Source organism: Mesorhizobium sp. Cs1299R1N1 (assembly GCF_037179655.1).
In the GTDB taxonomy this organism is placed as follows: domain Bacteria; phylum Pseudomonadota; class Alphaproteobacteria; order Rhizobiales; family Rhizobiaceae; genus Mesorhizobium; species Mesorhizobium salmacidum.
The window spans coordinates 154169-176730 of the sequence record NZ_JAPYKR010000012.1; the positions used below are offsets into that span (position 1 = coordinate 154169).

Below are 22562 nucleotides of genomic sequence, written 5' to 3' on the forward strand. Positions count from 1 at the left end.
CCCGTCACGCCTTCAAGACAGTGTCCGCCCAGTTGGCGAAATCGTCCATGATGGTGTCGCGATTCACCTCGTGCAGGCTTTCGTGGCGGGTTTCGGCGTAAACCTTTGAAACCAGATTCGAAAAGCCCATCCTGCGCATGCGACTGGCGAGATGGGTGATGCCCTTGCCGTAGTCCGAGGCAGGATCTTTTTCGCCGCCGACGATGGCGACGGGGATGTCGCGGCGCACAGTGGCAAAGCCTGCATCCTTGCCGCCGTTCAGCGCCAAGGCGACCACATCGCGCCACATAGAGATTGAGGCATCCCAGCCGCAGAGCGGATCGGCGATATATTTCGCCACCTCCGCCTCGTCGCGCGACAGCCAGTCAAACAAGGTGCGATGGTTGGGCACCGCCTTGCCCCAGGCCTGGAAGGTAAGTTTCGGCAGCAGGCGCGACGGGACATCGGAGCCCAGCCGCATCCGTTCCCAGGCAAGGATACCGAGCGCCACCTGGCCGAGCAGGCCTTGCGAGAAATTGCCGTTCCAGATCGCGGCGGCATGGATGCGGTTCGAATGGCGCAGCATGAAATTCAGCGCCACGGAGGCGCCCATCGAGTGGCCGAAAAGGATCACCGGCAGGTCAGGCTGCTCGCGGGCGATGAGATCGTGGATGGCGTCGACATCGGCGATCACCTTGGCCGGGCCGTCCTTGTCGGCGAATCTGCCGAGCGGCGCGTCGGGCGCCTTGGTCGCTCCATGGCCACGGTGGTCATGGACATAGACATGGAAGCCCCGGGCGGCGAGGAAACCGGCGAAGCGGTCGTAGCGAGCGGCATGTTCGGCCAGGCCATGATTGATCTGGATCACCGCACGCGGAGGGGTGTCGGCCTGCCGGACGAACAGATTGAGGTCGGCGCCGGTCGGCGAGCGAACCACGCGCTGCTGGCTGAATGGCATGCCGGCCGGTCTCTCCCTGGTTCCGCCCTCGTGATGTCCAAACTGTGTGCGCCGGTGCCAGATTTGCGTCAATCCGGCCTGCCGGTTTTTCGACGACGATCTTTCTTGCCACGAGCCCGCAAAATATCGCAATTCTGACATGGAGACAGCTTCAGTCTGTCGCCCACTTTCCAGCAGGGGATTCTGCATGCGCATTGCTGTTGTTTTCGGATTGGCCTTGCTGGCGGGATCGCTGGCGGGCGCGGCGCATGCCGACGTCAAGATGAGCGGCACCTTCGTGGCCGACGCTGCCTGTCCGGCGACGCAGGCGATCAAGAACGGCAAGAACCCGGGCAATGTCTCGACGGATGCGGGCAAGACCTACCAATTGCTGGCCGGCAACAAGGACGCCCCGACCCACTACCTCATCCTGGTGCCGGGTGCCGATCCCGAGCGCCGCTGGGTGAAGGTCAGCTGCGGCCATCTCTCGGGCAGCAGTGCCGCGACCGTGCCGGCGGCTCCGGGCGGGCAAGGCAAGCCCGCGCCCTCGGGGAAACCCGAATACGTTTTCGCGTTAAGCTGGCAGCCGGCCTTCTGTGAGACCAAGTCGAACAAGACCGAATGCAAGGCGCAAAACCCTAGTGAGTTCGATGCCACCAACTTCACGCTGCACGGTCTGTGGCCGCAGCCGAACGGCAATTTCTATTGCCAGGCTTCGGCCAGCGACAAGGCCAATGACAATCCGGCTCACTGGCAGGACCTGCCGCCGGTCAACCTCGATGCCGACACCCGCACCGAGCTCGACAAGGTGATGCCCGGCACCGCCTCGAAGCTGGAACGGCATGAATGGATCAAGCACGGCACCTGCTACGGCAAAAGCCAGCAGGAGTATTTTTCCGACGCTCTTCATTTGATGCGTGAGGTCAACAGTTCGCCGGTGCGCGACCTCTTCGCCAAAAATATCGGCGGCAAGCTGACCGCGGATCAGATCCGCGGCGCCTTCGACGAGGCTTTCGGCGCGGGAGCAGGGGACCGGGTGCGGGTGTCCTGCCTTATCGATCCATCGAGTGGCCGGCGGCTGATCGGCGAACTGACGCTCGGCCTTGCCGGTCCGATCGGCCAGAACAGTTCGCTCAAGGACCTGCTGCTGGCCTCGGTGCCGACCAACAAGGCCGGTTGCCCGACCGGGACGGTCGATCCGATCGGCTTCCAGTAAGTGCGGGATCGCCGCTTCCGGTAAGCCGCCGCGGCCGTCGCGGAGAGAGCTAAACCTGGGCTGACCTGGTCCAGGCAATGGCGGCGTCGGCCTCATGCCCACCGGGTTCGCCGACGACGCGGTCGCGTCCGGTCGATTTCGCCTTGTAAAGACGCTGGTCGGCGAGCGCGAATAGATCGGCCAGGCACTGCGTCGTTTCGCTGACGGTGGAAACGCCGGCGCTGACGGTCAGCTCGAAGCGGCTGGTGGCGGCCGATGCCTTGAGCGCGGTGCGGACGCTTTCGCCAAACAGCCTGGCGACGGAATGCGGACGCGAACTGAGGATGGCGAATTCCTCGCCGCCGATCCGGAACACCTGGTCCTCGGCGCCTGCCGCCTCGCAAAGTACGGTTGCAACCGCCTTCAGCACCTTGTCGCCCTCGGCATGGCCGAAACGGTCGTTGATCGACTTGAAGTGGTCGACATCGACGATGAGCAGGCTGAGCGGCCTCGCCGTGCGCAGGCTGGCCTGGACGGCGGCTTCACCGTCGACATCGAAGCGTCCGCGATGCAACAGGCCGGTCAGGCCGTCGCGGCCGACATGCTCGACCAGCGCTTCGTAGCGTTCGCGATAGGTCAACGTCTCGAAAATGTCGGTCAGGCCGCGCGGCATCTGGACGTCCCGGACCTCGAACCATTTGAGATAGGCGACCAGCATGGCACTGAAAGCCAGTGCCGCCGCCATCTTGGCGAACCAGCCGCCGAAGAAGACCGCGATCGGTGCGCCGGCAACAAAATGCAGCGCGGTGAAGAAGCCGGCCTGGTCGAAGGTGAGCACGCAGGCAACCGAAACCAGGATGCGCACGAACCGCGCCTTGCGCAGCGTGCGCCCAAGCTTTTCATAGAGCAGGATGATCAGGATGGCGTCGATGACCAGCAGCGTCGTGCCCCACACCATCAGCCAGCCCATCTCGTCGATGAAGCCGATGTCGGGGAGCCGGCCATCGGGAAGCGGAGCGATGGCGTGCAGGCGCAGGAGCAAAACCAGCCCGATCATCACCGCATTGCCGAGCAGCAGGCCATAGATCGGCTGACGCACGGTGGCGGCATCTTCCTTCATGTAGAGCAGAAGGAGCATCACCAGCTTGCCGGAAAAGAGCACCGCCGAGCCCGGCGACACCATGCCGAACGGCAGGGCGACATAAAAGACGCTGGCGAGATAGGTCTCGAGGAAATGCATGACGCCAAGCGCGCAGACGAAGACGCCAAGGCCGATGCGCTTGCGGAAGCGGAAAAGCGTCACCATGACGCTGAAGTAGACGACCGCTTCGGCAAGGAGCAGGAAACTGTTCAGCAATGCCGTCGATCCGATCTCTCTCTGGAAATCGCGGCAAGCCGGCGATTCCACCCGATCCTGTTTTGACGCGGAAGGGTTAACCAGGGATTTCCGCGCGCGATCGACCGGTTGAAAACTTGGCTGTCGGTGCACACTTGTCCGTGTGGTTGGCTCGATGTGGCAAAAGCGATTGCCGTTCGGCGCCGCATCGCCTACATAGCGGCCAACCTCCACTCAATTCGACAAATCCAGTCATTTTTCAGGGAAAGCGCGCGTGGCACGCCAGTTCATCTATCACATGGCCGGCCTCAACAAGGCCTATGGCACCAAGAAGGTGCTCGAGAACGTTCATCTGTCCTTCTACCCCGACGCCAAGATCGGCATCCTCGGCCCGAACGGCGCCGGCAAGTCGACGATCCTCAAGATCATGGCTGGCATTGACAAGGACTGGAGCGGTGAGGCGTGGCTCGCCGAAGGCGCCACGGTCGGCTACCTGGCGCAGGAACCGGCGCTCGACCCCGACAAGACCGTGTTCGAGAACATCATGGAAGGCGTCGCGGCCAAGACCGCCATCATCGAGCGTTACAACGAATTGATGATGAACTATTCCGACGAGACGGCCGACGAGTCGGCCAAGCTCCAGGACGAGATGGACCGGCTGAACCTTTGGGATCTCGAACAGCAGGTCGAGATGGCGATGGAAGCGCTGGGCTGCCCGCCCAAGGATGCCAATGTCACCAAGCTGTCGGGTGGCGAGCGCCGCCGCGTCGCGCTCTGTCAGCTGCTGCTGCGCCAGCCTGATCTTCTGCTGCTCGACGAACCGACCAACCACCTCGACGCCGAGACGACGGCGTGGCTGGAAAAGCATCTGCGCGCCTATCCCGGCGCCGTGATGATCATCACTCACGATCGCTACTTCCTCGACAATGTCACCGGCTGGATCCTGGAACTCGATCGCGGCCGCGGCATCCCGTATGAGGGCAACTACACCAAATATCTCGAAGCCAAGGCCAAGCGCCTCAAGCAGGAGGGCCGCGAGGACGACGCCCGCCAGCGCGCCATCGGCCGCGAGCGCGAGTGGATCCAGTCGAGCCCGAAGGCCCGACAGACCAAGTCCAAGGCGCGTATCCAGGCGTTCCAGGACCTGCTCGATGCCGCCGACAAGCGGCGGCCGACGGATACGCAGATCGTCATTCCGCATGGCGAGCGGCTCGGCAACGTGGTCATCGAGGTCGAGGGCCTGTCGAAAGGCTTCGGCGACACGCTGTTGATCGAAGGCCTCGAATTCAAGCTGCCGCCGGGCGGCATTGTCGGCGTCATCGGTCCGAACGGCGCCGGCAAGACGACGCTGTTCCGCATGATCACCGGCCAGGAAAAGCCTGATGCGGGCTCAGTGCGCGTCGGCGAGACGGTGAAGCTCGGCTATGTCGACCAAAGCCGCGATGCGCTCGATCCGTCGAAGACCGTCTGGGAAGAGATCTCGGGTGGCGCCGAAGTGGTCAAGCTCGGTAAGTTCGAGGCCAACACCCGCGCGTACTGCGCTTCGTTCAACTTCCGTGGCGGCGACCAGCAACAGAAGGTCGGTAATCTGTCCGGTGGTCAGCGCAACCGCGTGCACCTGGCCAAGATGTTGAAGACCGGCGGCAATGTGCTGCTGCTCGACGAACCGACCAACGATCTCGATACGGAAACGCTGGCCGCACTCGAAGACGCGCTGGAAAATTTTGGCGGCTGCGCCGTCATCATCTCGCACGATCGTATGTTCCTCGACCGTCTGGCGACGCACATCCTCGCCTTCGAGGGCGACAGCCATGTCGAATGGTTCGAAGGCAACTTCGAGGACTACGAGCAGGACAAGATCCGCCGGCTCGGGCCCGAAGCCGTCAACCCGCACCGCATGACCTACAAGAGGCTGACGCGGTAAGGGGCACCGGGGCGGCGAATTCTCAAGCTGGCATGAGGAGCTCGAATGGCTGATTGGTCCGCCGCCCAATATCTGAAATTCGAGGACGAGCGCACGCGGCCGGCGCGTGACCTCGCAGCCCAGGTGCCGGTGGATTTTCCGCGCCGCGTCGTCGACATCGGCTGCGGGCCGGGCAATTCGACCGAACTTCTGGTCGAGCGCTGGCCGGATGCGCAGGTGAGCGGCTTCGACACGTCTCCCGACATGATCGAAAAGGCGAGGGCGCGCCTGCCCAATGTCAGCTTCGACCTCGCCGATGCGTCGACATGGCAGCCGGCCGAGCCTGTCAACGTGATCTTCGCCAACGCGGTGTTCCAGTGGCTGCCGGAGCATCCGGCGGTGTTCCAGCGTCTGATGGGTTTTCTGGCGCCCGGTGGCGCGCTGGCCGTCCAGATGCCTGACAATATGGCCGAGGATTCGCATCGGCTGATGCGGGAAACCGCGGCGCAAGTGCCTTTTGCGGCAAAGATCAGGGATGCGGCCCGCGCACCGCTGCCGCCGGTGTCGTTCTACTACGACCTGCTGTCGCCGCTCTCCGCTCGGCTCGACATCTGGCACACCATCTACAACCATCCGCTGGCCGACGCCGAGGCGATCGTCGAATGGGTGAAGTCGACCGGGCTGAAGCCGTTCCTCGATCCGCTGGACGCGGACGAGCGCAAGCTGTTCCTCGACAGCTACACGGCCAAGGTCGCCAAGGCGTATCCGAAGACCGCCGATGGCAAGGTGCTGCTGCGTTTCCCCCGCATTTTCATCGTCGCCAAGCGGGCGGGATAGGCTGGCGTAAGCCTTGGTTTAAGCCGACGTAAACCGGCCGAGTGAGAAAAGTGTTGCGCCGAAGCGTTTCGGCGCCCACATGAAGCCGCAATGCCCGCGGACGGGACGGACTGGAAACATGCATCGCGTCATCATCAGCGGCATCGGCGCTGAAATCCCCAGGCCTGTCATCACGAATGAGGAACTGGTCGCCAGCTTCAATGCCTGGGTCGACACGGAGAACGCGCGGCGCCAGGCTGCCGGCGAGACGCTGCTGCAGAAATCCGATGCCGACTTCATCGTCCATGCCTCGGGCGTGCGCGCCCGCCATGTGATCGAGCGGGAAGGCATTCTCGACCCGACCCGCATGGCGCCGCGCATTCCGGCGCGCCCGGACGAAGCGCTCTCGCTGCAGGCGGAATTCGGTGTCGCTTCGGCCAGGAAGGCGATCGAGCACGCCGGCATCGAGGCGTCGGACATCGATCTGGTGATCTGCTCGTCCTCGCATCAGCAGAGGCCGTATCCGGCCATCGCCATCGAAATGCAGGAGGCGCTGGGCACGAGGGGCGCCGGCTTCGATATGGGACTTGGCTGTTCGTCCGCGGCGGCTGCGCTGCACATGGCGGTCAATCTGGTGCGCTCGGGCGCACACAAGCGCATCCTGGTGACCACGCCCGAGATCATCACGGGCCATCTCAATTTCCGCGACCGGCAGACTCATTTCATCTTCGGGGACGCTTCGGTGTCGATGGTGGTGGAGGGGCTCGCCCAAGGCGAGAAGCGGCCGGGTCGCTTCGAGGTGCTGGACACGCGCATCTGGACGCAGATGTCGAACAACATCCGCACCAATCTCGGCTACCACACGCGTACCGCCCAGGACGATCCCTACATGATCAACCTGGAGGGCAATCTCATCAAGCAGGTCGGCAACAAGGTGTTCAAGGAAGTCACCGTCGCCGGGCACAAATTCATCGTCGAATTCCTGGCCGAGCATGGGCTGACGCCACAGGCGGTCCGACGCTTCTGGCTGCACCAGGCCAATGCGCGCATGAATGCCATGATCCTGAAACTGGCCTTCGGCCATGATGTCGGCCATGACCGCGCGCCCATGGTGCTGGAGCGGCTCGGCAACACGGCGGGCGCCGGTGCCATCATCGCGCTGTCGGAGAATCATGCCGATATGAAGCCCGGCGATTTCGGTCTGATCTGCGCCTTCGGCGCCGGGTATTCGATAGGCGGCGCGCTTATCAGAATGCTTTGAGTAATGTCGCGTCAGGCCGGTGTGAACGGAACCAGCATCGGCACCCGCCTGGCGTAGTCGTCATAGGCGGGGCCGAGTTCGTCGCGCAGGAAATGCTCCTCCAGCCTCGCCTTAATGACGACGCCGATGATGAGCAGGGCCGTACCGGCAGCGCCCCAGACCGTGCCCTTCGCCACCATGGTGGCGAGCACTGCCAGCAGCAGCCCGGTGTAGATCGGATGCCGGACCAGGCGATAGGGGCCGGTATCGACCACGCGATGATCCGCCTTGGCGGTGACCGTGGCGGACCACAACCGCCCGAGATGGATCCGAGCCCACCACGCGAAGCCGATGCCGACCGCGATCAGGGCAACGCAGGCCCAGGCTTCGGCGAGGGTCGGCGTCCACAACCTCAGCCTGCCTTCATAGCCATGCGCTGGAACGAACAGCAGGACGGTGCCTGCCAGCCAGAAGACGCGATAGCGAGCTTCCGCCCCGATGGTGGCGCGCTTTTGCGCCGGATCGGCCCATAGGGCAGCCACGATCCATGTGACCACCCAGATCAACCAAATCGCTGCGATCGCCGCTCCGGGACGCATGAGAACCTCCGTCGACGGTCCGGACTTCACCATGAAGCCGATGCAGCGCGGCGACAATGCGGCGCGGCGCCGTTTTTAGGTAAGAAGGTTGTGATCGAGCGGTCTGCGACCGGCCTCTATTCATTGGAGCAACTGAACATCCACTGCACGCCGAAGGCGTCGACCAGCATGCCGAAGCTGGTCCCCCAATATTGCCGGGCAAACGGCACGGTGATCCGGCCGCCCTCGGCCATGCGTGCGAAAAGCTCCTTGCGGGCGAAAACCTCTGGCGCCGCGGTCGGCCCATCGAATTCCAGCATCATGGCGGAGCCTTTCATCGGCTCCGCGTCGTCATTGTCCGAGGCGTGGAACAGCACACCCGGACCTTCGAAGCGGGCATGCAGGACTTTTCCGCGCATGGCTTCGGTGCGCACCGGCATATTGTTGTCGCCCCAGCGCAGCAGGATCGTTGCCCGACCAAGGCCGCATTGTTCGTAGAAGGCCAGCGCGGGCTCGCAGTTGGTGGTGAAGAACAGCGAAGGGGAGAGCCGCATCATCCTGTTCATCACCGCGCGGCGGCGGTGGCGGCCGCGATGAGCGCGTCGCCGGTATATTGCCTGTCACCGATGCCCCAGCCGCCGTCGGGCGCGTTGACGATGTTGATCCAGGTGTTTTCCGGCTTGTGGCTGGGTACGCAGAGTTCGCCGACAATCCGGGCGGCGGCGGCAATGAAGATCTTGCGGGCTTCGATTGAGCCAAGGGCGATATTGGGTAGCTTCAACTCGACCATGACGACCGGCCGGTTGGCGCCACCTGCATAAATGTGGCGCGGCGGCAGGATATGGACGGTGCCGCCGACGATCGCGGTGAAGAATGAATTGCCGGTGGCGCCGGAGGCTTCGATGAGTGCAGCGCTCAGGCGTGGCAGGATTTCGCGCTCTCCAGCGGGGATCAGTACGCCTTCCGGCGCGGTCACGGTGATCGGCATTGCTTTTCTCCTTGGGTTGCACGGCCTTTCCGGGAGGTCATCTTCCGGTTTGCCTGGTTACGTATCAATTGATATGTTATGTGGGAAAGGTGAGTCAACAGGTTTCGTATCGATCACTATGGAAAACTCGGACAAGTCACGCGGTGGCCGGCCGCGCGCATTCGACCCCGACCGGGTGCTCGATGCCGCGATGCATCTTTTCTGGGAGCACGGCTATGAAGCGACGTCGCTGGCCATGCTGCGCGAAGCGATGGGGCTGACGCCGCCACAGATCTACAACGCCTTCACCGACAAGGAGACTTTGTTTCGCAAGGCGTTGACGCGCTACCACGAGACCGAAATAAGCTTCGCGCTGGAAGCGCTGAGCGCGCCGGTGTCGACGGGGGAGGCGATACGGCGCTTGCTACTGGGCGCCGCGGCGGCCTATTCCAGGCCCGGCAAGCCGGGCGGATGCCTTTTCGTCAGCGGCGCGCTGGCGGCCTCGCCGCAGGCGCAAGCCATTGCGGATGAACTCAAGGCCTATCGCAAGGCGAGCGAGGCGGCGATCGCGGCGCGGCTGGCCAAAGGCAAGGCAGAAGGCGAATTGCCGGAAAACCTCGCCGTGGAAGGCTTAGCCAAATATATTGCAGGCGTCATGAACGGCATGTCGATCCAGGCACGGGACGGCGCATCGGTGGAGGAATTGCGCATTATGGCCCGAACCGCTCTTGCGGCCTTGCCGGGTGAAGGGCAAAACCAGGGCACGTCATCCAAGGAATGAAGTCACGCTGGATCTCTTTCCCGAGGCTGAAAAGCCGGCCGAAATCATTCCGGCAAAGAAGCTTACCGCCCGCGCGGCCGCGCTGTACGTCGCGCCAGCGGACCATTTCCAGACGCGTCCGGTGGACGAATTGCGGCTCGGCTTCGACGGCATTTCAGGCGACTTCCATGCAGGGCCGACGCGCCGCTCCGGCGGGCGCGAGCCCTGGTATCCGCGCGGCACCGAGATGCGCAACGAACGGCAGATATCGATCGTGGCAGCGGACGAATTGGCCATCGTCGCCGAACGGATGGGACTCGTCGAAATCAAGCCCGAGTGGATCGGCGCCAATCTGGTGATCGACGGCGTGCCGCATCTGTCGATGCTGCCGGCCGGCACGCTACTGTTCTTCAAGGGCGGCGTGACCCTCAAGGTCGACGCCCAGAACGGGCCATGCCGCATCGCCGGGCGATCGATCGCTGAAAACGCTGGAATGGCCGACGTCGAAGCCGGCGCGCTGTTGTTTCCCAAGGCGGCGAAGCGGTTGCGCGGCGTGGTCGCCTGGGTTGAAAAGCCGGGCATCGTCAGGGCCGGCGAAGAGATTTCGGTGCGGGTGCCGGAGCAATGGATTTATCAGGCATAGTCGCGCGCTCGCATCGTGGCTGAGGTGAGAGCTACGCCGCCTGTGAGGCGGCGGCGCAGTAAAACACCTGATGTCAGCCCTTGCGGTTCTTGTTGGCGCCTTGCGCCATGACGGAGACGTGGTCCCACTTGTCCCAGGTGGCGAGGCGGTTGGCGTATTCCTGGCGTATCATCGGCAGGCCGCCATCGCCGAAGAATACCCGCAGCGGCGGCTCGTCGGCATCGACGATGGCCAGCATGGCCGGACCGGTCGCCTCGGGATCGCCGGCGACCGAGTTGGCGCGGCGCTCGGCCATCCTGGCACGGGCAGGCGCATAGGCCTCGATCGGCTTGGAAACCTTGGCCGATGCTCCCGACCAGTCGGTGGCGAAGCCACCCGGCTCGACCAGCGTGACATGAATGCCGAATTCCGCGACCTCGATGCTGAGCGACTGGCTGAAGGCTTCCAGTGCCCATTTCGAGGCATGATAGAGGCCGAGCGAGGCAAAGGCGTTGACGCCGCCGATCGACGAAATCTGGATGACGTGGCCGGACCGCTGCGCGCGCATGATCGGCAGGGCGGCCTGGGTGACCCACAGCGCGCCGAACACATTGGTCTCGATCTGGTCGCGGGCTTCCTGCTCGCTGACTTCCTCGATTGCGCCGAAATGGCCGTAGCCGGCATTGTTGATGACGACGTCGATCCGGCCAAAGCGCTTGTGCGCCTCGGCGACAGCGGCATCGACGGCTTTCTTGTCGGTGACGTCGAGCTTTAGCGCGGCGACGTTGTCGCCGTATTTCTCGACCAGATCGGCAAGCGTGCCGGTGTCACGGGCGGTCGCGGCAACGCGGTCGCCGCGCGCCAACGCGGCCTCGGCCCAGACGCGGCCAAAGCCTTTGGACGATCCGGTGATGAACCAAACCTTTGATGTCATGATGTGGAATCCTTGCCCCGGCGGGCGCAATTTCTGGATGGAAGCGGAGGCTTCTCCGCTTCCGGGCATATACGGGCTGTCCCGTGATTTTCCAGAGGCGAGCGGAAATCTTTTTGAACTTGGGGCTTTCCAGTCGAACAAGAAATCGTGTGAATCAGGGGTAGTTCACCAAACTCGACCAGGCCGGGTCGTCGTGCTTTTGCCAATAGAGCGCCATCAGCCGGCTGGTGATCGGCCCGACCTTGCCGTCGGCGATGTCGGCACCGTCAATCTCCGTCACCGGCATGATTCCGCCGGCGGTCGAGGTGATGAAGACTTCGTCGGCGCCGCGCAGCATGGCCACGCTAACATTCATGGCCGTCGCCGAGAGTCCGATCTCTGCGCAAAGATCGAAGACGGTGCGGCGGGTGATGCCCGGCAGCACGCCGATGGCCGGTGTCGACAGTCTGCCGTCCTTGACGCAGAAGACGTTGAAGCCAGGACCCTCGGCGACATTGCCGTTGAAGTCGAGAATGAGGGCCGTCTCGGCGCCGCGATCATAGGCATCGTAGAGGCCGCGCACGAGGTCGAGCCAGTGATAGTTCTTGATCGCCGGATCGATCGAGGCCGGCGGAATGCGCACTTTGTCACTGACGGCGACACGCAGCCCGCGCTGCAACTGCTCGGCATTGGCGACCGAGCCGAACGGCACGGCGAACGCCATGAAGCGGTTGATCGCCTGGCGCGGGTCGCGGCTGAAGGTCGGCGAGGCGCCGCGCGTGCACAGCATCTCGACATAGGCGGCGCGATGACCCGACAGCGCGACGCAATTGTGCAGGATCTCGGCCACGCCATCGCGATCGAACGGGATCGTCATGCGCAGCTTTTGCAAGCCGCCGAAGAAACGGTCGAGATGCAGATCGAGGCGGAAGAAGCGGCCGTTCCAGACATGCACCGTATCGTAGGTGGCGTCAGAGTGCAGAAAACCCCAATCCAGCACCGAGACCTTGGCTTGTGACATCGGCAGGTACTGGCCGTCGAGGAAGGCAATGCCGTCGGGATAGGCGTGCGGGTCGACATGACGATCGCCCACAACAGGCAGCGGCGGTGTATCCTGTGCGATTTGGCTCATCGGCAGCTCCTTGCCATTACGTTACAAGCTATCGGCGGCAGGCCGATTGCATAGAGCCAGCACTCCGACTTCAGTCATCCTCAAGATGAAGATCCGGCCGGCATTACGAGTGAGCACCATTCCGCCCGACAATGGCGTCAGTCCTCCTCGTCATCGGCGTCGAGCAGGCGGGTGGCGCGCCAGCGCGTGAGCACGATGTTGGTTTGCTCGATGACGAAGAAACGCGCCGAGTCGCGATCATAGCCCTCGGCCAGCAGCTTTTCGTAGTCGGTGTGCATGTGACGGATATGGGCAATCGTCGCCAGCCAGACCGCGATCGTCGGCGGCAAGGTCTTCATATGCACGGAGCCGGCGTCGGTGCGGATCTTCTCCATGTCGGCATAAGGCGCCAGCGGCAAAAGTGCCGTCAGCGCCTTGGCGATGGCGCGGCGGCGGCCGGTCGGCGCGCTCATCGCTCCTCGCGCCCCTCAACGGTCGCCTCCGATATAGCGTCGGTCGAGGCGAAATAGGGCTTGATGTCGACGACCGGCGTGCCGTCGAGCACGTCGATGGCGTCGAGATCGATGCGCCCGGTGGCAATGTCCAAACCGACGAGCTTGGCTACATGCAGGCCGATTGGGTTTGGCCGGGCAGGGGAGCGCAACCCGAATACGCCTTTTGCTTCAGCCGCATGGCGGGGTTTTTGAACGATCAGATTCCGCGGCGCGTGATGCAGCCAGGACAGGATGACGACGTGGCTGGCGCGGTCCAGCCCACGCAGCCCTTCGCGATAGGGCGCTTCAATAGTCAGCGCCGCCGGCTGTCCCGTCTCGCGCGCGGCGCGCATGTTCTTCGGGCAGCTTTCCCGGGTGGTCCACGGCGAGGCGATGCGGCCGATGAAGACGATGCCGCTATCGGGCGGCATCGTTGCCGGATCCTGGTCCAGCCTCTGCTCGCCTTCACGTGCCTCGAACATCTCACGCTGCCCGGTCATTGCCTGTCCCTGTGCTGGTGCATGCCATTGTCTTCAAACCGCTAGACGTTTCGGGGTGACCTGGATCGGGAAATCACGCATGCGGCATTTTCTGGTCCGGAAGCGACATAGCGCTTGCAAGGCCGTCAAAATCGACATAAACATATGTTTATATCTTTTTCAAAGAGAATACGCTGATGCATGTCTCGCTCGACACCATGGTGGATACGCTTAAGGCGGCGGCCGAATCCAGCCGCCTGCGCATATTGGCACTGTTGTCGCGCGGCGACCTCACCGTTTCCGACCTTACCGAAATTCTCGGCCAGTCGCAGCCGCGTGTCTCGCGACACCTGAAACTGCTGCTCGAGGCCGGGCTGATCGGCCGCTATCAGGAAGGGTCGTGGGCATTCTTCCGCCTGTCGGACGCAGATTCGGCGCGAGACTTCGTCATGGGGCTGGTTTCCAGCATTCGCGGCGCCGACCCGCAGGTCGAGCGCGATCTGGAGCGGCTGACCTCGGTCAAGCGCAAGCGCCAGGACCGCGCCACCGCGTATTTTTCGCAGAACGCCGCAAGCTGGGATCATATCCGCTCGCTGCATGTGCCCGACCGCGCCGTAGAGGCCGCGATGCTGAAGCTGGTCGGCAAGCGGCCGTTCCAGTCCATGCTCGACGTTGGCACCGGCACCGGGCGGCTGCTCGAAATCTTCTCGCCGCTCTACCGGCGCGGCATCGGCATCGACATGTCGCGCGAGATGCTGACCGTGGCGCGCGCCAATCTCGACAAGGCCGGCGTTTCGAATGCGCAGGTGCGGCAGGGCGATATTTTTTCGCCGCCTGTCGAGCGCGATGCCTTCGATCTCGTCACCATCCACCAGGTGCTGCACTATCTCGACGATCCGGCCCGCGCCATCCATGAGGCGGCGCGGCTTTTACGCCCGGCCGGCCGTCTGGTCATCGTCGATTTCGCGCCGCACGCGCTGGAGTTCCTGCGTGACGAGCACGCGCATATGCGTCTCGGCTTTTCCGACCGGCAGATCGGGGACTGGTTCTCCGAAGCCGGCCTCGATCTCGAGGATGCCCAGGAATTCGAACCGCGCAGCGGCAACGAGGCCAGGCTCACCGTCAAGCTTTGGCTTGGCCGCGACCGGCGCCTGCTGATCGCCGATCCCGCCAACGCCAGCCAGCAGACCAGAGTGAGCTCGATAGGGGAAATCGCCTGATGAACCAGTTTCGCTTTTCCCGCCGTCCCGATATCGGCGACAAGGTCAGGGTTTCGTTCGAGTTCTTCCCGCCGAAGAACGACGAGATGGAAGCGAGGCTATGGGACACGGTCACAAGGCTGGAGCCGCTGAAGCCGAAATTCGTCTCGGTGACCTATGGCGCCGGCGGCTCGACGCGCGAGCGCACGGCGCGCACCATTGGTCGCATCCTGAAGGAGACCAGCCTGACGCCGGCAGCGCACATGACCTGCGTCGATGCTGCCCGCCATCAGGTCGATGCGGTGATCCAGGAATTCACCGACATGGGTGTCAAGCGCTTCGTCGCCTTGCGCGGCGATCCGGCGGAAGGCGTCGGCGCTGCCTACCGTCCGCATCCGGACGGCTACGCCAATGGTGCCGAGCTGGTTGGGGCGCTGAAGGACGCCGGCGATTTCGACATCTCGGTTTCGGCCTATCCGGAAAAGCATCCCGAAAGCCCTGACTTCGCCACCGACATCGACATGCTGAAGCGCAAGGTCGACAATGGCGCGACACGGGCGATCACCCAGTTCTTTTTCGACAACGATCTCTACGAGCGTTACGTCGAGCGCGCGCGCCGCGCCGGCATCTACATCCCGATCGTTCCCGGCATCCTGCCGGTGCACAATTTTACCCAGGTCGCCAATTTCTCGGCACGCTGCGGTGCACTGGTGCCGGCATGGCTGGCCGAGCGCTTCGACGGTCTGCAGAACGATCCGCAGACGCATGCGCTGGTGGCTTCCGCCGTGGCGGCCGAACAGGTGCTGGACCTGGTCGAGCGCGGCGTTGGCGATTTTCACTTCTATACGATGAACCGGGCCGATCTGGTGTTCGCCGTCTGCCACATGATCGGCATCCGCTCGCATGAGGCGGAGGTGGCGGGTTCCGCTGCTGCGTAAGGCTCGGCTGGAAAAGCAAAAGGCCGGGTAAAAAACCCGGCCTTTCGAATTGGTTAGACTATCTGGTGCTGGTCTTCCCCGTCTTGGCGGGTTCAGGGAAGGACGCCCATAATGAGGGCGCCGATGAAAGCAAACGCAGCACAAATCATCAATGCGTTGATTGGCCTCGTAAGTCCCATGACATAGCCTCCTCTTAAAGAGCTATGCCCTGGAGTCTAGGTTCATTTGTGCCACAGGCAAGCGGAAAATATGCTGCATTGCGACGTGATTGTGAGATTCGCGACCTCTGTTTTGCCGTTAACCGTTGAAACCCTTCGGGAAAAACCCGCTTCAGGCCTGTGAATAAATTATGGCGGTGGCGTGTCGATGCTGTGTCATGGCAGCGCTACCGCCGCGAAAGTCGCATTCGATTTTCGCGTCGACCATCCCTTGCCCGGCCCTAACGGCGACCGAACACTCGTCCGTCGATTGTGAGAAGACCGAGACCGATAAGCACCACGCCGCCGATCTCGAACAATTCCAGCCGTTCGCCAAGGAACAGAAAACCGAGCAGCATGGCGCTGGCCGGCACGATCAGCGTGACCAGCGAAGCATTGGTGGCCCCGGCCGAGGCGACGAGGTTGAAATAGAGGATATAGGCGAAGGCCGTCGACAGAAGCGCCAGCGCCAGCACCGCCGTCCACACCGGCGGCGAGGCCGAGAACAAGCCGGCCGGGCCGTGGGCGAAGAGCACGATCGGGATCATGATGATGGTCGAAGCCGTCAATTGTCCGGTGGCGACGACCGGCGAGGGCACGCCCTTGAAGCGGCGGGCGATCATCAGCGCAACGCCATAGGAGAGCGAGGCGCCGATCAGCGCGAATTTGGCCCAGACCGGGCCGCCAAGCCCGGCGAGCAGGCCGGGACCGATCATCACAGCCGTGCCGGCGACACCGAGGGCGATGCCGGCGAGCTTGTTCCAGGACAGCTTTTCATCCGATGTCAGAGCGTTGGCGAGGATCAGCGTCCAGAACGGCGTCGTGGCATTGAGCACGGAGGCGACGCCGGCACCCAATTGGGTCTGGCCGGCGAAGATCAGCGAGAAGGGGACGACGTTGTTGGTGAAGGCCAGCAGGAAGAACAGGCCGGCATGCGGCAGGGCGAGACGGAAGGAGGGGCCGCGCAAGCCGAGATAGAGCTGCAGCGCCAATGCGGCGATGGCGACGCGAAACAGAACCAGCACCAGCGGGTGAAGTTCAGCCACCGCGATGCGGGCGAAGAAGAACGAGCCGCCCCAGATCGCGCCGAGCAACAGCAACTGCCCCCAGTCCCTGAGCGTCATCGGTCCGCGTGCTGCGGATGCCGCTGCCATAGCCATGTGATTTATCCTCCCCGGACGGCTCGAATGCCGGCCAACCAGGCAGAAGCCATATCCGGTCCGCCGGCAAGGGCCACCCGAAACCCGATCGATGGCCTCCTGACAAGCTAATGCCGCACCGTCAGCAGCGCGAGACACAGAATTGTTTTCATTGCAGCGTCCTTTGCGCGTCTCCAGAGACGCGCAAAGGACGCTGCGAGATTCATTCCTGGCGCATGATCCTTTCCGAAAGTCGAAATTGACTTTCGGGGTCATGCGCTAGCCGCTAGCTTGGATTAATTGTGCGAGCTGAAGTCGGTGATTCGTCCATGCAGCGATTCGAGAATGCAAGCGAGGCGGCACTGGCGCTTCGCCCGGACGACCCGGTCTACTGCTTCCGCCCGCAGGTGCTCAAGGCCGACGCCTTGCAGTTCATGGGCATGTTCCCCGGCAAGACCGCCTATGCGGTCAAGACCAATGGCGAGCAGATCGTGCTGAAGACGCTGGTCGAGGCCGGCGTCACCGCCTTCGACGTCGCTTCACCAGGCGAGTTCGCCGCCGTGCGCGCCGTCTCGCGCGATGCCGAGATGCTCTACATGCACCCGGTCAAGGCGCAGTCGGACATCAAGCTGGCGCTGGAAAAATACGGGATCCGCGTCATTTCGCTCGACCATGAGGACGAGATCACCAAGCTGACCCGGGTGGTGCGGGCGCTCGATATCGACCCGGGCGCGGTCAGCGTCTTCGTGCGTGTGCAGACCAAGGGGCATGCCGCCTACGAACTGTCGAAGAAATTCGGCGCTGGGCCTGCCTATGCGGTCGAACTCGCCGAGCGGCTGAACCGCACCGGCTACAAGGTCGGCCTCTGTTTCCATGTCGGCAGCCAGATCGAGGATCCCGACACTTATGAGCGGGCACTGGCCTCGGCCGACTGGGTGCGTAACCGGCTGACCTTCGACATTGCCGGACTCGATGTCGGCGGCGGCTTTCCGGCCGAATACGGACATGATCCCAACCGCAAGCAGATCGAGATGCCGTCGCTCGGCCAGATCATGTCGCGGCTTTCCGGCGACCTGAAGGAATATCAGTTCGACCAGATTCCGCTGGTGGCGGAGCCGGGCAGGGTCATCGTGGCGCGCTGCCTGTCGCTGATCGTGCGCGTGCTCCTGCGCAAGGGCAAGCGGCTCTACATCAATGACGGCATCTGGGCGTCGCTGTCGGATTCATGGACCGGCAAGATCACGCTGCCGGCACGCTTCATCCCCGATCCGGCGATCCGCGCGCGCAATGGCGACGAGAACAAGATCGTGCCGTTCAAGGTGTGCGGCGCGACCTGCGATTCGGTCGACATCCTGTCGCGGCCGTTCTGGCTGCCGGAGACCGTCGACACCGGCGACTGGATCGAGATCGGCCATATCGGCGCCTACTCGCTGTCACTCAGGACCCGCTTCAACGGCTTTTATCCCGACACGTTCGTCGAGGTGACGACGCCCTTCGACGAGGGCGACGCGCCGCAAGGGTTTGCGAGCCTGGAGACGATGGCGGATTAAGCCACGCCACCGCCGGCCTGGATGTTCTCGCCAGTCAACCAGCGGGCCTCGTCGCTGGCCAGGAAAACGGCAACGTCGGCGACATCGCGCGGCGCACCAATCCTGCCGAAGGGCGACATGCCGGCCGCCACGGCGCGATCGCGCTCCGGCAGAAGGTCTGTGTCGGTGAAGCCTGGCGATAAACTATTGACGGTAACGCCGCGTGGACCAACCTCGCGCGACAGCACGCGCACGAATTGTTCCACCGCGCCCTTGCTGCCGAGATAGAGCGCGGTGTGGGTGAAGAACATTTTTGTTCCGCCCGTGGAGACCGCGATGATGCGACCGCCGTCCCGCACACGGCGAGCGGCCTCCTGAAGCGTGAAGAAAGTGCCTTTGGCGTTGGTATCGAAGACAAGGTCGAAATCCGCTTCACTGGCCTCGACCAGCGGTTTGATCACGGCGACGCCGACATTGGCGACGACGATGTCGAGACCGCCCAATTGGCTTTCTGCTTCGTCGAACAACCGGCGGACGTCGGAGACATTTGAAATGTCGGCCTGGATGGCGATCGCCTTGCCACCCTTGCTCATGATGGCCGCCACAACATCGTCAGCGGCCTTGGCATTGTCGACATAGTTGACGGCGACGCTGGCACCGTTGGCGGCGAGCCCTTCGGCAATGGCGCGGCCGATGCCGCGCGAACTGCCGGTGACGATCGCGGTTTTGCCCTGAAGCGAATGAGACATGATCAATTCCTTTCGACCGTTCGTGACCGCGCGATGCGGCTTCCACGGTCGAAAATAGGCCGAAGCTATTGATCATGTAATGGGCTATTATCTGACTTGCCTGTTAAGCCTGGAGTACACAATGCGCGGGTCCGAATTTTCCGAGCTCAAGGCTTTCGCGACGATCGTGGAGGAGGGCAGTTTCATCCGCGCCTCCGCCAGGCTCAGGATTTCGCCACCGGCCCTCAGCCAGACAATCCGGCAGTTGGAGGCACGTCTCGGTGTCCGTCTGCTCAATCGCACGACACGCAGCGTATCGCCGACGGCGGCCGGCGACACGCTGTTCACGCGGCTTGGCCCTGTCTTCAGGGAGTTGGAAGGCGCGGTCGCGGATATTCATGCCTCACGCGATCAGCCGGCGGGTTCGCTGCGCATCAACGTGCCGCGCGTGGCCGCGATGCGGTTCATCGCGCCGATCCTGGGCGATTTCCAGCGCATCTATCCCGATATCAGCCTGACGGTCATCGTCGACGACATGCTGACAGACATTGTCGAAGGACGCTTCGATGCCGGCATTCGGCTCGGCGAGCGGCTGGAAAAAGACATGGTGGCGGTGAAGCTGAGCGGGGACCTGCAAATGGCCGCGGTGGCCGCTCCCGCCTATCTCGCGGGACGCAGCACGCCTCGTCATCCCGGCGACCTGCACCAGCATCGCTGCATCAACTTCCAATGGCCAGGCGGCGGCAATATCTACCGATGGGAGTTCGCGCGTGGCAAAAGGGCGCTGGAAATCGCGGTCGAAGGCAGGCTGACCGTCAACGACACCGACTTGCTGCTCAACGCGGTGCTGAGCGGTGCCGGTATTGCATACATGATTGATTATCAGGTCCGTCCCTGGATCGAGAACGGTCAGCTGGTCCGGTTTCTGGAGGCCTGGTCGCCCAGCTTCCCCGGCTTCTATCTGTACCATCCGAGCGTGCGGCATGTGCCGCCAGCCTTGCGGGCGTTCATCGATTTTGTGCGGGAGAGGAAAGGAGTGAGTAGCGGGTAGCTTGCCTACCGACCTTCGCTTACAATTTTCCCAGCAGCACCGGCGTCGGCCAGCCATCCACCGGCAGGCCTAGCCGCATCTGCTCCTTGCGGATGGCTTCGCGGGTGTTGGTGCCCAGGATGCCGTCGACCGTGCCGACGTCATAGCCCCTGGCCTCGAGCTTCGTCTGCAACGCCTTCATCTGCTCGTTGTCGAGACCCGGCTCGGGATTGCGCGGATCGAGCGGCGGCGTGCCGGCGAGCCGCGCGGCAAGGTTTGCCGCGGTCAGCGCGTAGGTGAAGGACTGGTTCCATTCGAGATAGACGTCGAAATTCTCGTAGGTAAGGAAGGCCGGACCCTTGCGGCCCATGGGCAGCGCCAGGCCGGCCTTCAGGCCCTTGTCGATCAGCGGCGAACCGTCGGGGTTGGTGACGCCCCACTGCGCCCACTGCGTCAGCGGCAATTTGTTGGTGCGGCCGGTTTGGTCCCACGGCATCTCGTCGGGCACGCGCACTTCCTGGATCCAGGGCTCGTCGCGCTTCCAGCCGCGCGACAGCACCTTGTTGCCCGTGGTCATGATCACGTCCGGCACGCTGTTTCTAAGGTCGATCTCGCCGTCGCCGTCGCCATCGACGCCGCGCGCAAGATAGTCGGACGGCAGGATCTGCGTCTGGCCGATCTCGCCGGCCCAGGCGCCGGTGACATCGGCCGGCAGCACGCCGCGATCGATCAGTTCCAGCAGCGGCACCAGTTGCTGGCGGAAAAGCTGCGGGCGGCGGCAGTCATGCGACAGCGTCACCAGTGCGCTCAGTGTATGGAAGTCGCCCTGCACGGCGCCGAAATCCGTTTCAAGCGCCCAGAAGGCGGTGATGACAGGCGCCTGGACACCGAACTGCTGGTCGGCGCGGGCGAAGACATCGGCGTATTTCTTCATGTTCGCCGCACCTTGCTTCAGCCGGTAGGCAGAGATCATGCGGTTGGAAAATTGGACGAAGGTTTGCGTGAAGACGCCTTGCGCGCGGTCGCGCGCCAGAGCCCTCTCGTCGATCCTGGCGTCCTCCAGCGCATCGAGACCGACGGCGCCGACACCGGCAGCCTTGGCTTCCGCCGCCACGCCCTGTTTCCAGGTTTGGAAATCGCCGCCGCATTCCTGCGCCATCGCCGGCAAGGCCGTGGCGCACAAAAATAGCGCCGCGAGGGCTTGGGAACGCAGTCGCATCAGCTTCCTTTCGAAACGAAGAGGGCATTGTCGTGCCTAGAGCCCAACGCCCTGCGGTTGCACTCTCTACCGCTGGCAGTGTCGAAAAGCAGGCGGCAGGCCCGGTGTCAACGGGTCTTCTGCTTCAGCCCTATTTGAAGCGCCTTCGCGCCGTTGCCACGGTGTCAACGGGTCTTCTGCCGCGGCCCTTCTTCCAAGCGCCTTCGCTGCCGTTGCCACGGGGTCAACGGGTGTTCTGCCGCAACCATTTATTCCAGGCGGCTTCCGAGCCGTTGAAGACGTTGATGTCGGACTTGCCGGTCATGCCGGGGACGATGCCGGTTCCGGTGTACTGCCAGAAGGTGAAGGGGTGGCTGCCATATTTCTCGCGCGGGTGCCCGGCGACGGAGCGCAGCCAGTAGGGATAGCCGCGGAAGCTCGACAGTTCGTTGTCCTCGAAGAAATCGACCGAGGTGTAGATGATCGGCTTCTTGCCGTAACGCCGCTCGACGATCTCAAGGAAGGTGGTCATCTCAGCGCGCACCGTGGCTGCGTCGGGGCGCAGGTGGCAGGTCGGCGAGTTCGGGTTCCATTCCATGTCGAGAACCGGAGGCAATGCGGAGCGGTCGACGGGGACATTCTGGATGAACCAGCGCGCCTGCACGGCGGCGGGCGTGCAGAAATAGAAGAAATGATAGGCCGCGCGTGGAATTCCGTTGGCTTTCGTGCGCGCCCAGTGCTCGCTGAAATATTCATCGAATCGGTCGCCGCCTTCGGTTGCCTTGATGAAGGCGAAGGAGATACCGCTGGCCTTGGCGGTCGGCCAGTCGATAGATGTCTGGTATTTGGAGACGTCGGTGCCGTGGACTGCGTAGTTCCACGGCGCGCCGCTGTCCCACTCATGCGGCTTTGAATCGGCAAAGCGCGGCGCGCGCACGGCCACCGTCGGACTGCTCGACGCGGACGGCGACAGCGGCGAGAGATCGTCCACGGTCGAGCAGGCGCCGAGCAGCGTCAGCATGAAAAGGACCGCAAGACGGCGCATCGCAACTTCCAAGCCGGAATCAGCCGGTCGCTGATGGGTCTGTGCACTTGATGGCCGAAGTTGGTCTGGCCCCCTCCAGGCGATCGCCCCACGCATCGCCTAGCCTATTCGCTTTTCGTGCATGTCGTTGTCGCAAAAACGCTGCGTACTTTTGGGCGACATGCATCCCTGTGATCGCCGATCATGGTTGATATCTGGTTTATGGCGCTCGACAAGAAGCCCGATTTTG

23 protein-coding genes are annotated in these 22562 nt (G+C 63.3%); 10 read left to right on the forward strand and 13 right to left on the reverse strand.

The features are described from left to right. Nucleotides 1-4 precede the first annotated feature (4 nt). Entirely contained in the window at nt 5-937 is a 933-nt protein-coding gene (locus tag O7A70_RS25005) for an alpha/beta hydrolase (RefSeq protein ID WP_337142778.1), read from the reverse strand. Between the two features lie 187 nt (nt 938-1124). On the opposite strand from O7A70_RS25005, the gene O7A70_RS25010 reads away from it, so the two are divergent. Continuing rightward, the gene (locus tag O7A70_RS25010) at nt 1125-2132 is read left to right on the forward strand and encodes a ribonuclease T2 family protein (RefSeq protein ID WP_337142779.1); all 1008 of its coding nucleotides are present in this window, start codon (nt 1125-1127) and stop codon (nt 2130-2132) included. 49 nt (nt 2133-2181) lie between these two features. Here the strand turns inward: O7A70_RS25010 and O7A70_RS25015 are convergent, their stop codons facing one another. Next, a complete protein-coding gene (locus O7A70_RS25015) occupies nt 2182-3468 on the reverse strand; it encodes a GGDEF domain-containing protein (protein ID WP_337142847.1) in 1287 nt (428 codons plus the stop codon). A 253-nt stretch (nt 3469-3721) separates the two neighbouring features. Between O7A70_RS25015 and ettA the strand changes: the two genes are divergently transcribed. The 3 genes from ettA to O7A70_RS25030 all read left to right on the forward strand — a co-directional run bounded on the left by ettA (nt 3722) and on the right by O7A70_RS25030 (nt 7427). Continuing rightward, nucleotides 3722-5371, forward strand: coding sequence for an energy-dependent translational throttle protein EttA (gene ettA, locus O7A70_RS25020; RefSeq protein WP_015317172.1), 1650 nt, complete (start codon nt 3722-3724; stop codon nt 5369-5371). Between the two features lie 45 nt (nt 5372-5416). Then, the gene (gene tam / locus O7A70_RS25025) at nt 5417-6187 is read left to right on the forward strand and encodes a trans-aconitate 2-methyltransferase (protein ID WP_027141610.1); all 771 of its coding nucleotides are present in this window, start codon (nt 5417-5419) and stop codon (nt 6185-6187) included. A gap of 118 nt (nt 6188-6305) precedes the next feature. Beyond that, nucleotides 6306-7427 carry a beta-ketoacyl-ACP synthase III gene (locus tag O7A70_RS25030; RefSeq protein ID WP_337142780.1) on the forward strand — a complete coding sequence of 374 codons (1122 nt, stop codon included), beginning with the start codon at nt 6306-6308 and terminating at the stop codon, nt 7425-7427. 11 nt (nt 7428-7438) lie between these two features. On the opposite strand, the gene O7A70_RS25035 is transcribed toward O7A70_RS25030, so the two are convergent. From O7A70_RS25035 to O7A70_RS25045, 3 genes are all read right to left on the reverse strand, one after another. After that, the gene (locus O7A70_RS25035) at nt 7439-8005 is read right to left on the reverse strand and encodes a methyltransferase family protein (RefSeq protein ID WP_337142781.1); all 567 of its coding nucleotides are present in this window, start codon (nt 8003-8005) and stop codon (nt 7439-7441) included. Nucleotides 8006-8121: 116 nt separating this feature from the next. After that, on the reverse strand, nt 8122-8538 hold the full coding sequence (locus O7A70_RS25040) for a glyoxalase/bleomycin resistance/extradiol dioxygenase family protein (RefSeq protein WP_337142848.1): 417 nt from the start codon (nt 8536-8538) through the stop codon (nt 8122-8124). An 11-nt stretch (nt 8539-8549) separates the two neighbouring features. Then, nucleotides 8550-8972, reverse strand: coding sequence for a hypothetical protein (locus O7A70_RS25045; protein WP_140717598.1), 423 nt, complete (start codon nt 8970-8972; stop codon nt 8550-8552). Here O7A70_RS25045 and O7A70_RS25050 point away from each other — a divergent pair. Both O7A70_RS25050 and O7A70_RS25055 read left to right on the forward strand, forming a co-directional pair. Next, nucleotides 8962-9732, forward strand: a complete 771-nt coding sequence (locus tag O7A70_RS25050) for a TetR/AcrR family transcriptional regulator (RefSeq protein WP_337142782.1) — start codon at nt 8962-8964, stop codon at nt 9730-9732. The two genes, O7A70_RS25045 and O7A70_RS25050, sit on opposite strands and share 11 nt — an antisense overlap. A gap of 7 nt (nt 9733-9739) precedes the next feature. Beyond that, nucleotides 9740-10354 (forward strand): MOSC domain-containing protein, encoded by a 615-nt coding sequence (locus O7A70_RS25055; RefSeq protein WP_337142849.1) that lies wholly within the window; start codon nt 9740-9742, stop codon nt 10352-10354. A gap of 73 nt (nt 10355-10427) precedes the next feature. Here O7A70_RS25055 and O7A70_RS25060 read toward each other — a convergent pair whose 3' ends face one another. The 4 genes from O7A70_RS25060 to tsaA form a co-directional block, all read right to left on the reverse strand. Beyond that, entirely contained in the window at nt 10428-11267 is an 840-nt protein-coding gene (locus tag O7A70_RS25060; protein WP_337142783.1) for an SDR family oxidoreductase, read from the reverse strand. A 154-nt stretch (nt 11268-11421) separates the two neighbouring features. Continuing rightward, nucleotides 11422-12378 (reverse strand): D-amino acid aminotransferase, encoded by a 957-nt coding sequence (locus O7A70_RS25065; protein ID WP_337142784.1) that lies wholly within the window; start codon nt 12376-12378, stop codon nt 11422-11424. A 137-nt stretch (nt 12379-12515) separates the two neighbouring features. Further along, nucleotides 12516-12830 (reverse strand): DUF2293 domain-containing protein, encoded by a 315-nt coding sequence (locus O7A70_RS25070; protein WP_337142785.1) that lies wholly within the window; start codon nt 12828-12830, stop codon nt 12516-12518. Beyond that, nucleotides 12827-13351 (reverse strand): tRNA (N6-threonylcarbamoyladenosine(37)-N6)-methyltransferase TrmO, encoded by a 525-nt coding sequence (gene tsaA, locus O7A70_RS25075; protein WP_027141620.1) that lies wholly within the window; start codon nt 13349-13351, stop codon nt 12827-12829. The genes O7A70_RS25070 and tsaA overlap by 4 nt, the downstream gene beginning before the upstream one ends. 176 nt (nt 13352-13527) lie before the next feature. Between tsaA and O7A70_RS25080 the strand changes: the two genes are divergently transcribed. Further along, nucleotides 13528-14550 (forward strand): ArsR/SmtB family transcription factor, encoded by a 1023-nt coding sequence (locus O7A70_RS25080; RefSeq protein WP_337142786.1) that lies wholly within the window; start codon nt 13528-13530, stop codon nt 14548-14550. Further along, nucleotides 14550-15467, forward strand: coding sequence for a methylenetetrahydrofolate reductase [NAD(P)H] (gene metF / locus O7A70_RS25085; RefSeq protein ID WP_027141622.1), 918 nt, complete (start codon nt 14550-14552; stop codon nt 15465-15467). The genes O7A70_RS25080 and metF overlap by 1 nt, the downstream gene beginning before the upstream one ends. Before the next feature lie 439 nt (nt 15468-15906). On the opposite strand, the gene O7A70_RS25090 is transcribed toward metF, so the two are convergent. Further along, entirely contained in the window at nt 15907-16824 is a 918-nt protein-coding gene (locus tag O7A70_RS25090; RefSeq protein WP_337142787.1) for a DMT family transporter, read from the reverse strand. A gap of 308 nt (nt 16825-17132) precedes the next feature. Between O7A70_RS25090 and O7A70_RS25095 the strand changes: the two genes are divergently transcribed. Beyond that, nucleotides 17133-18353 (forward strand): alanine racemase, encoded by a 1221-nt coding sequence (locus O7A70_RS25095; protein WP_337142788.1) that lies wholly within the window; start codon nt 17133-17135, stop codon nt 18351-18353. Here the strand turns inward: O7A70_RS25095 and O7A70_RS25100 are convergent. Continuing rightward, the gene (locus O7A70_RS25100; RefSeq protein WP_337142789.1) at nt 18350-19081 is read right to left on the reverse strand and encodes an SDR family oxidoreductase; all 732 of its coding nucleotides are present in this window, start codon (nt 19079-19081) and stop codon (nt 18350-18352) included. The genes O7A70_RS25095 and O7A70_RS25100 overlap by 4 nt on opposite strands. A 121-nt stretch (nt 19082-19202) precedes the next feature. On the opposite strand from O7A70_RS25100, the gene O7A70_RS25105 reads away from it, so the two are divergent. Further along, the gene (locus tag O7A70_RS25105) at nt 19203-20111 is read left to right on the forward strand and encodes a LysR family transcriptional regulator (RefSeq protein ID WP_337142790.1); all 909 of its coding nucleotides are present in this window, start codon (nt 19203-19205) and stop codon (nt 20109-20111) included. A gap of 19 nt (nt 20112-20130) precedes the next feature. Here the strand turns inward: O7A70_RS25105 and O7A70_RS25110 are convergent, their stop codons facing one another. After that, nucleotides 20131-21309, reverse strand: a complete 1179-nt coding sequence (locus tag O7A70_RS25110) for a lytic murein transglycosylase (protein ID WP_337142791.1) — start codon at nt 21307-21309, stop codon at nt 20131-20133. A gap of 223 nt (nt 21310-21532) precedes the next feature. Beyond that, nucleotides 21533-22333, reverse strand: a complete 801-nt coding sequence (locus O7A70_RS25115; protein WP_337142792.1) for a glycoside hydrolase family 25 protein — start codon at nt 22331-22333, stop codon at nt 21533-21535. Nucleotides 22334-22562 lie beyond the last annotated feature (229 nt).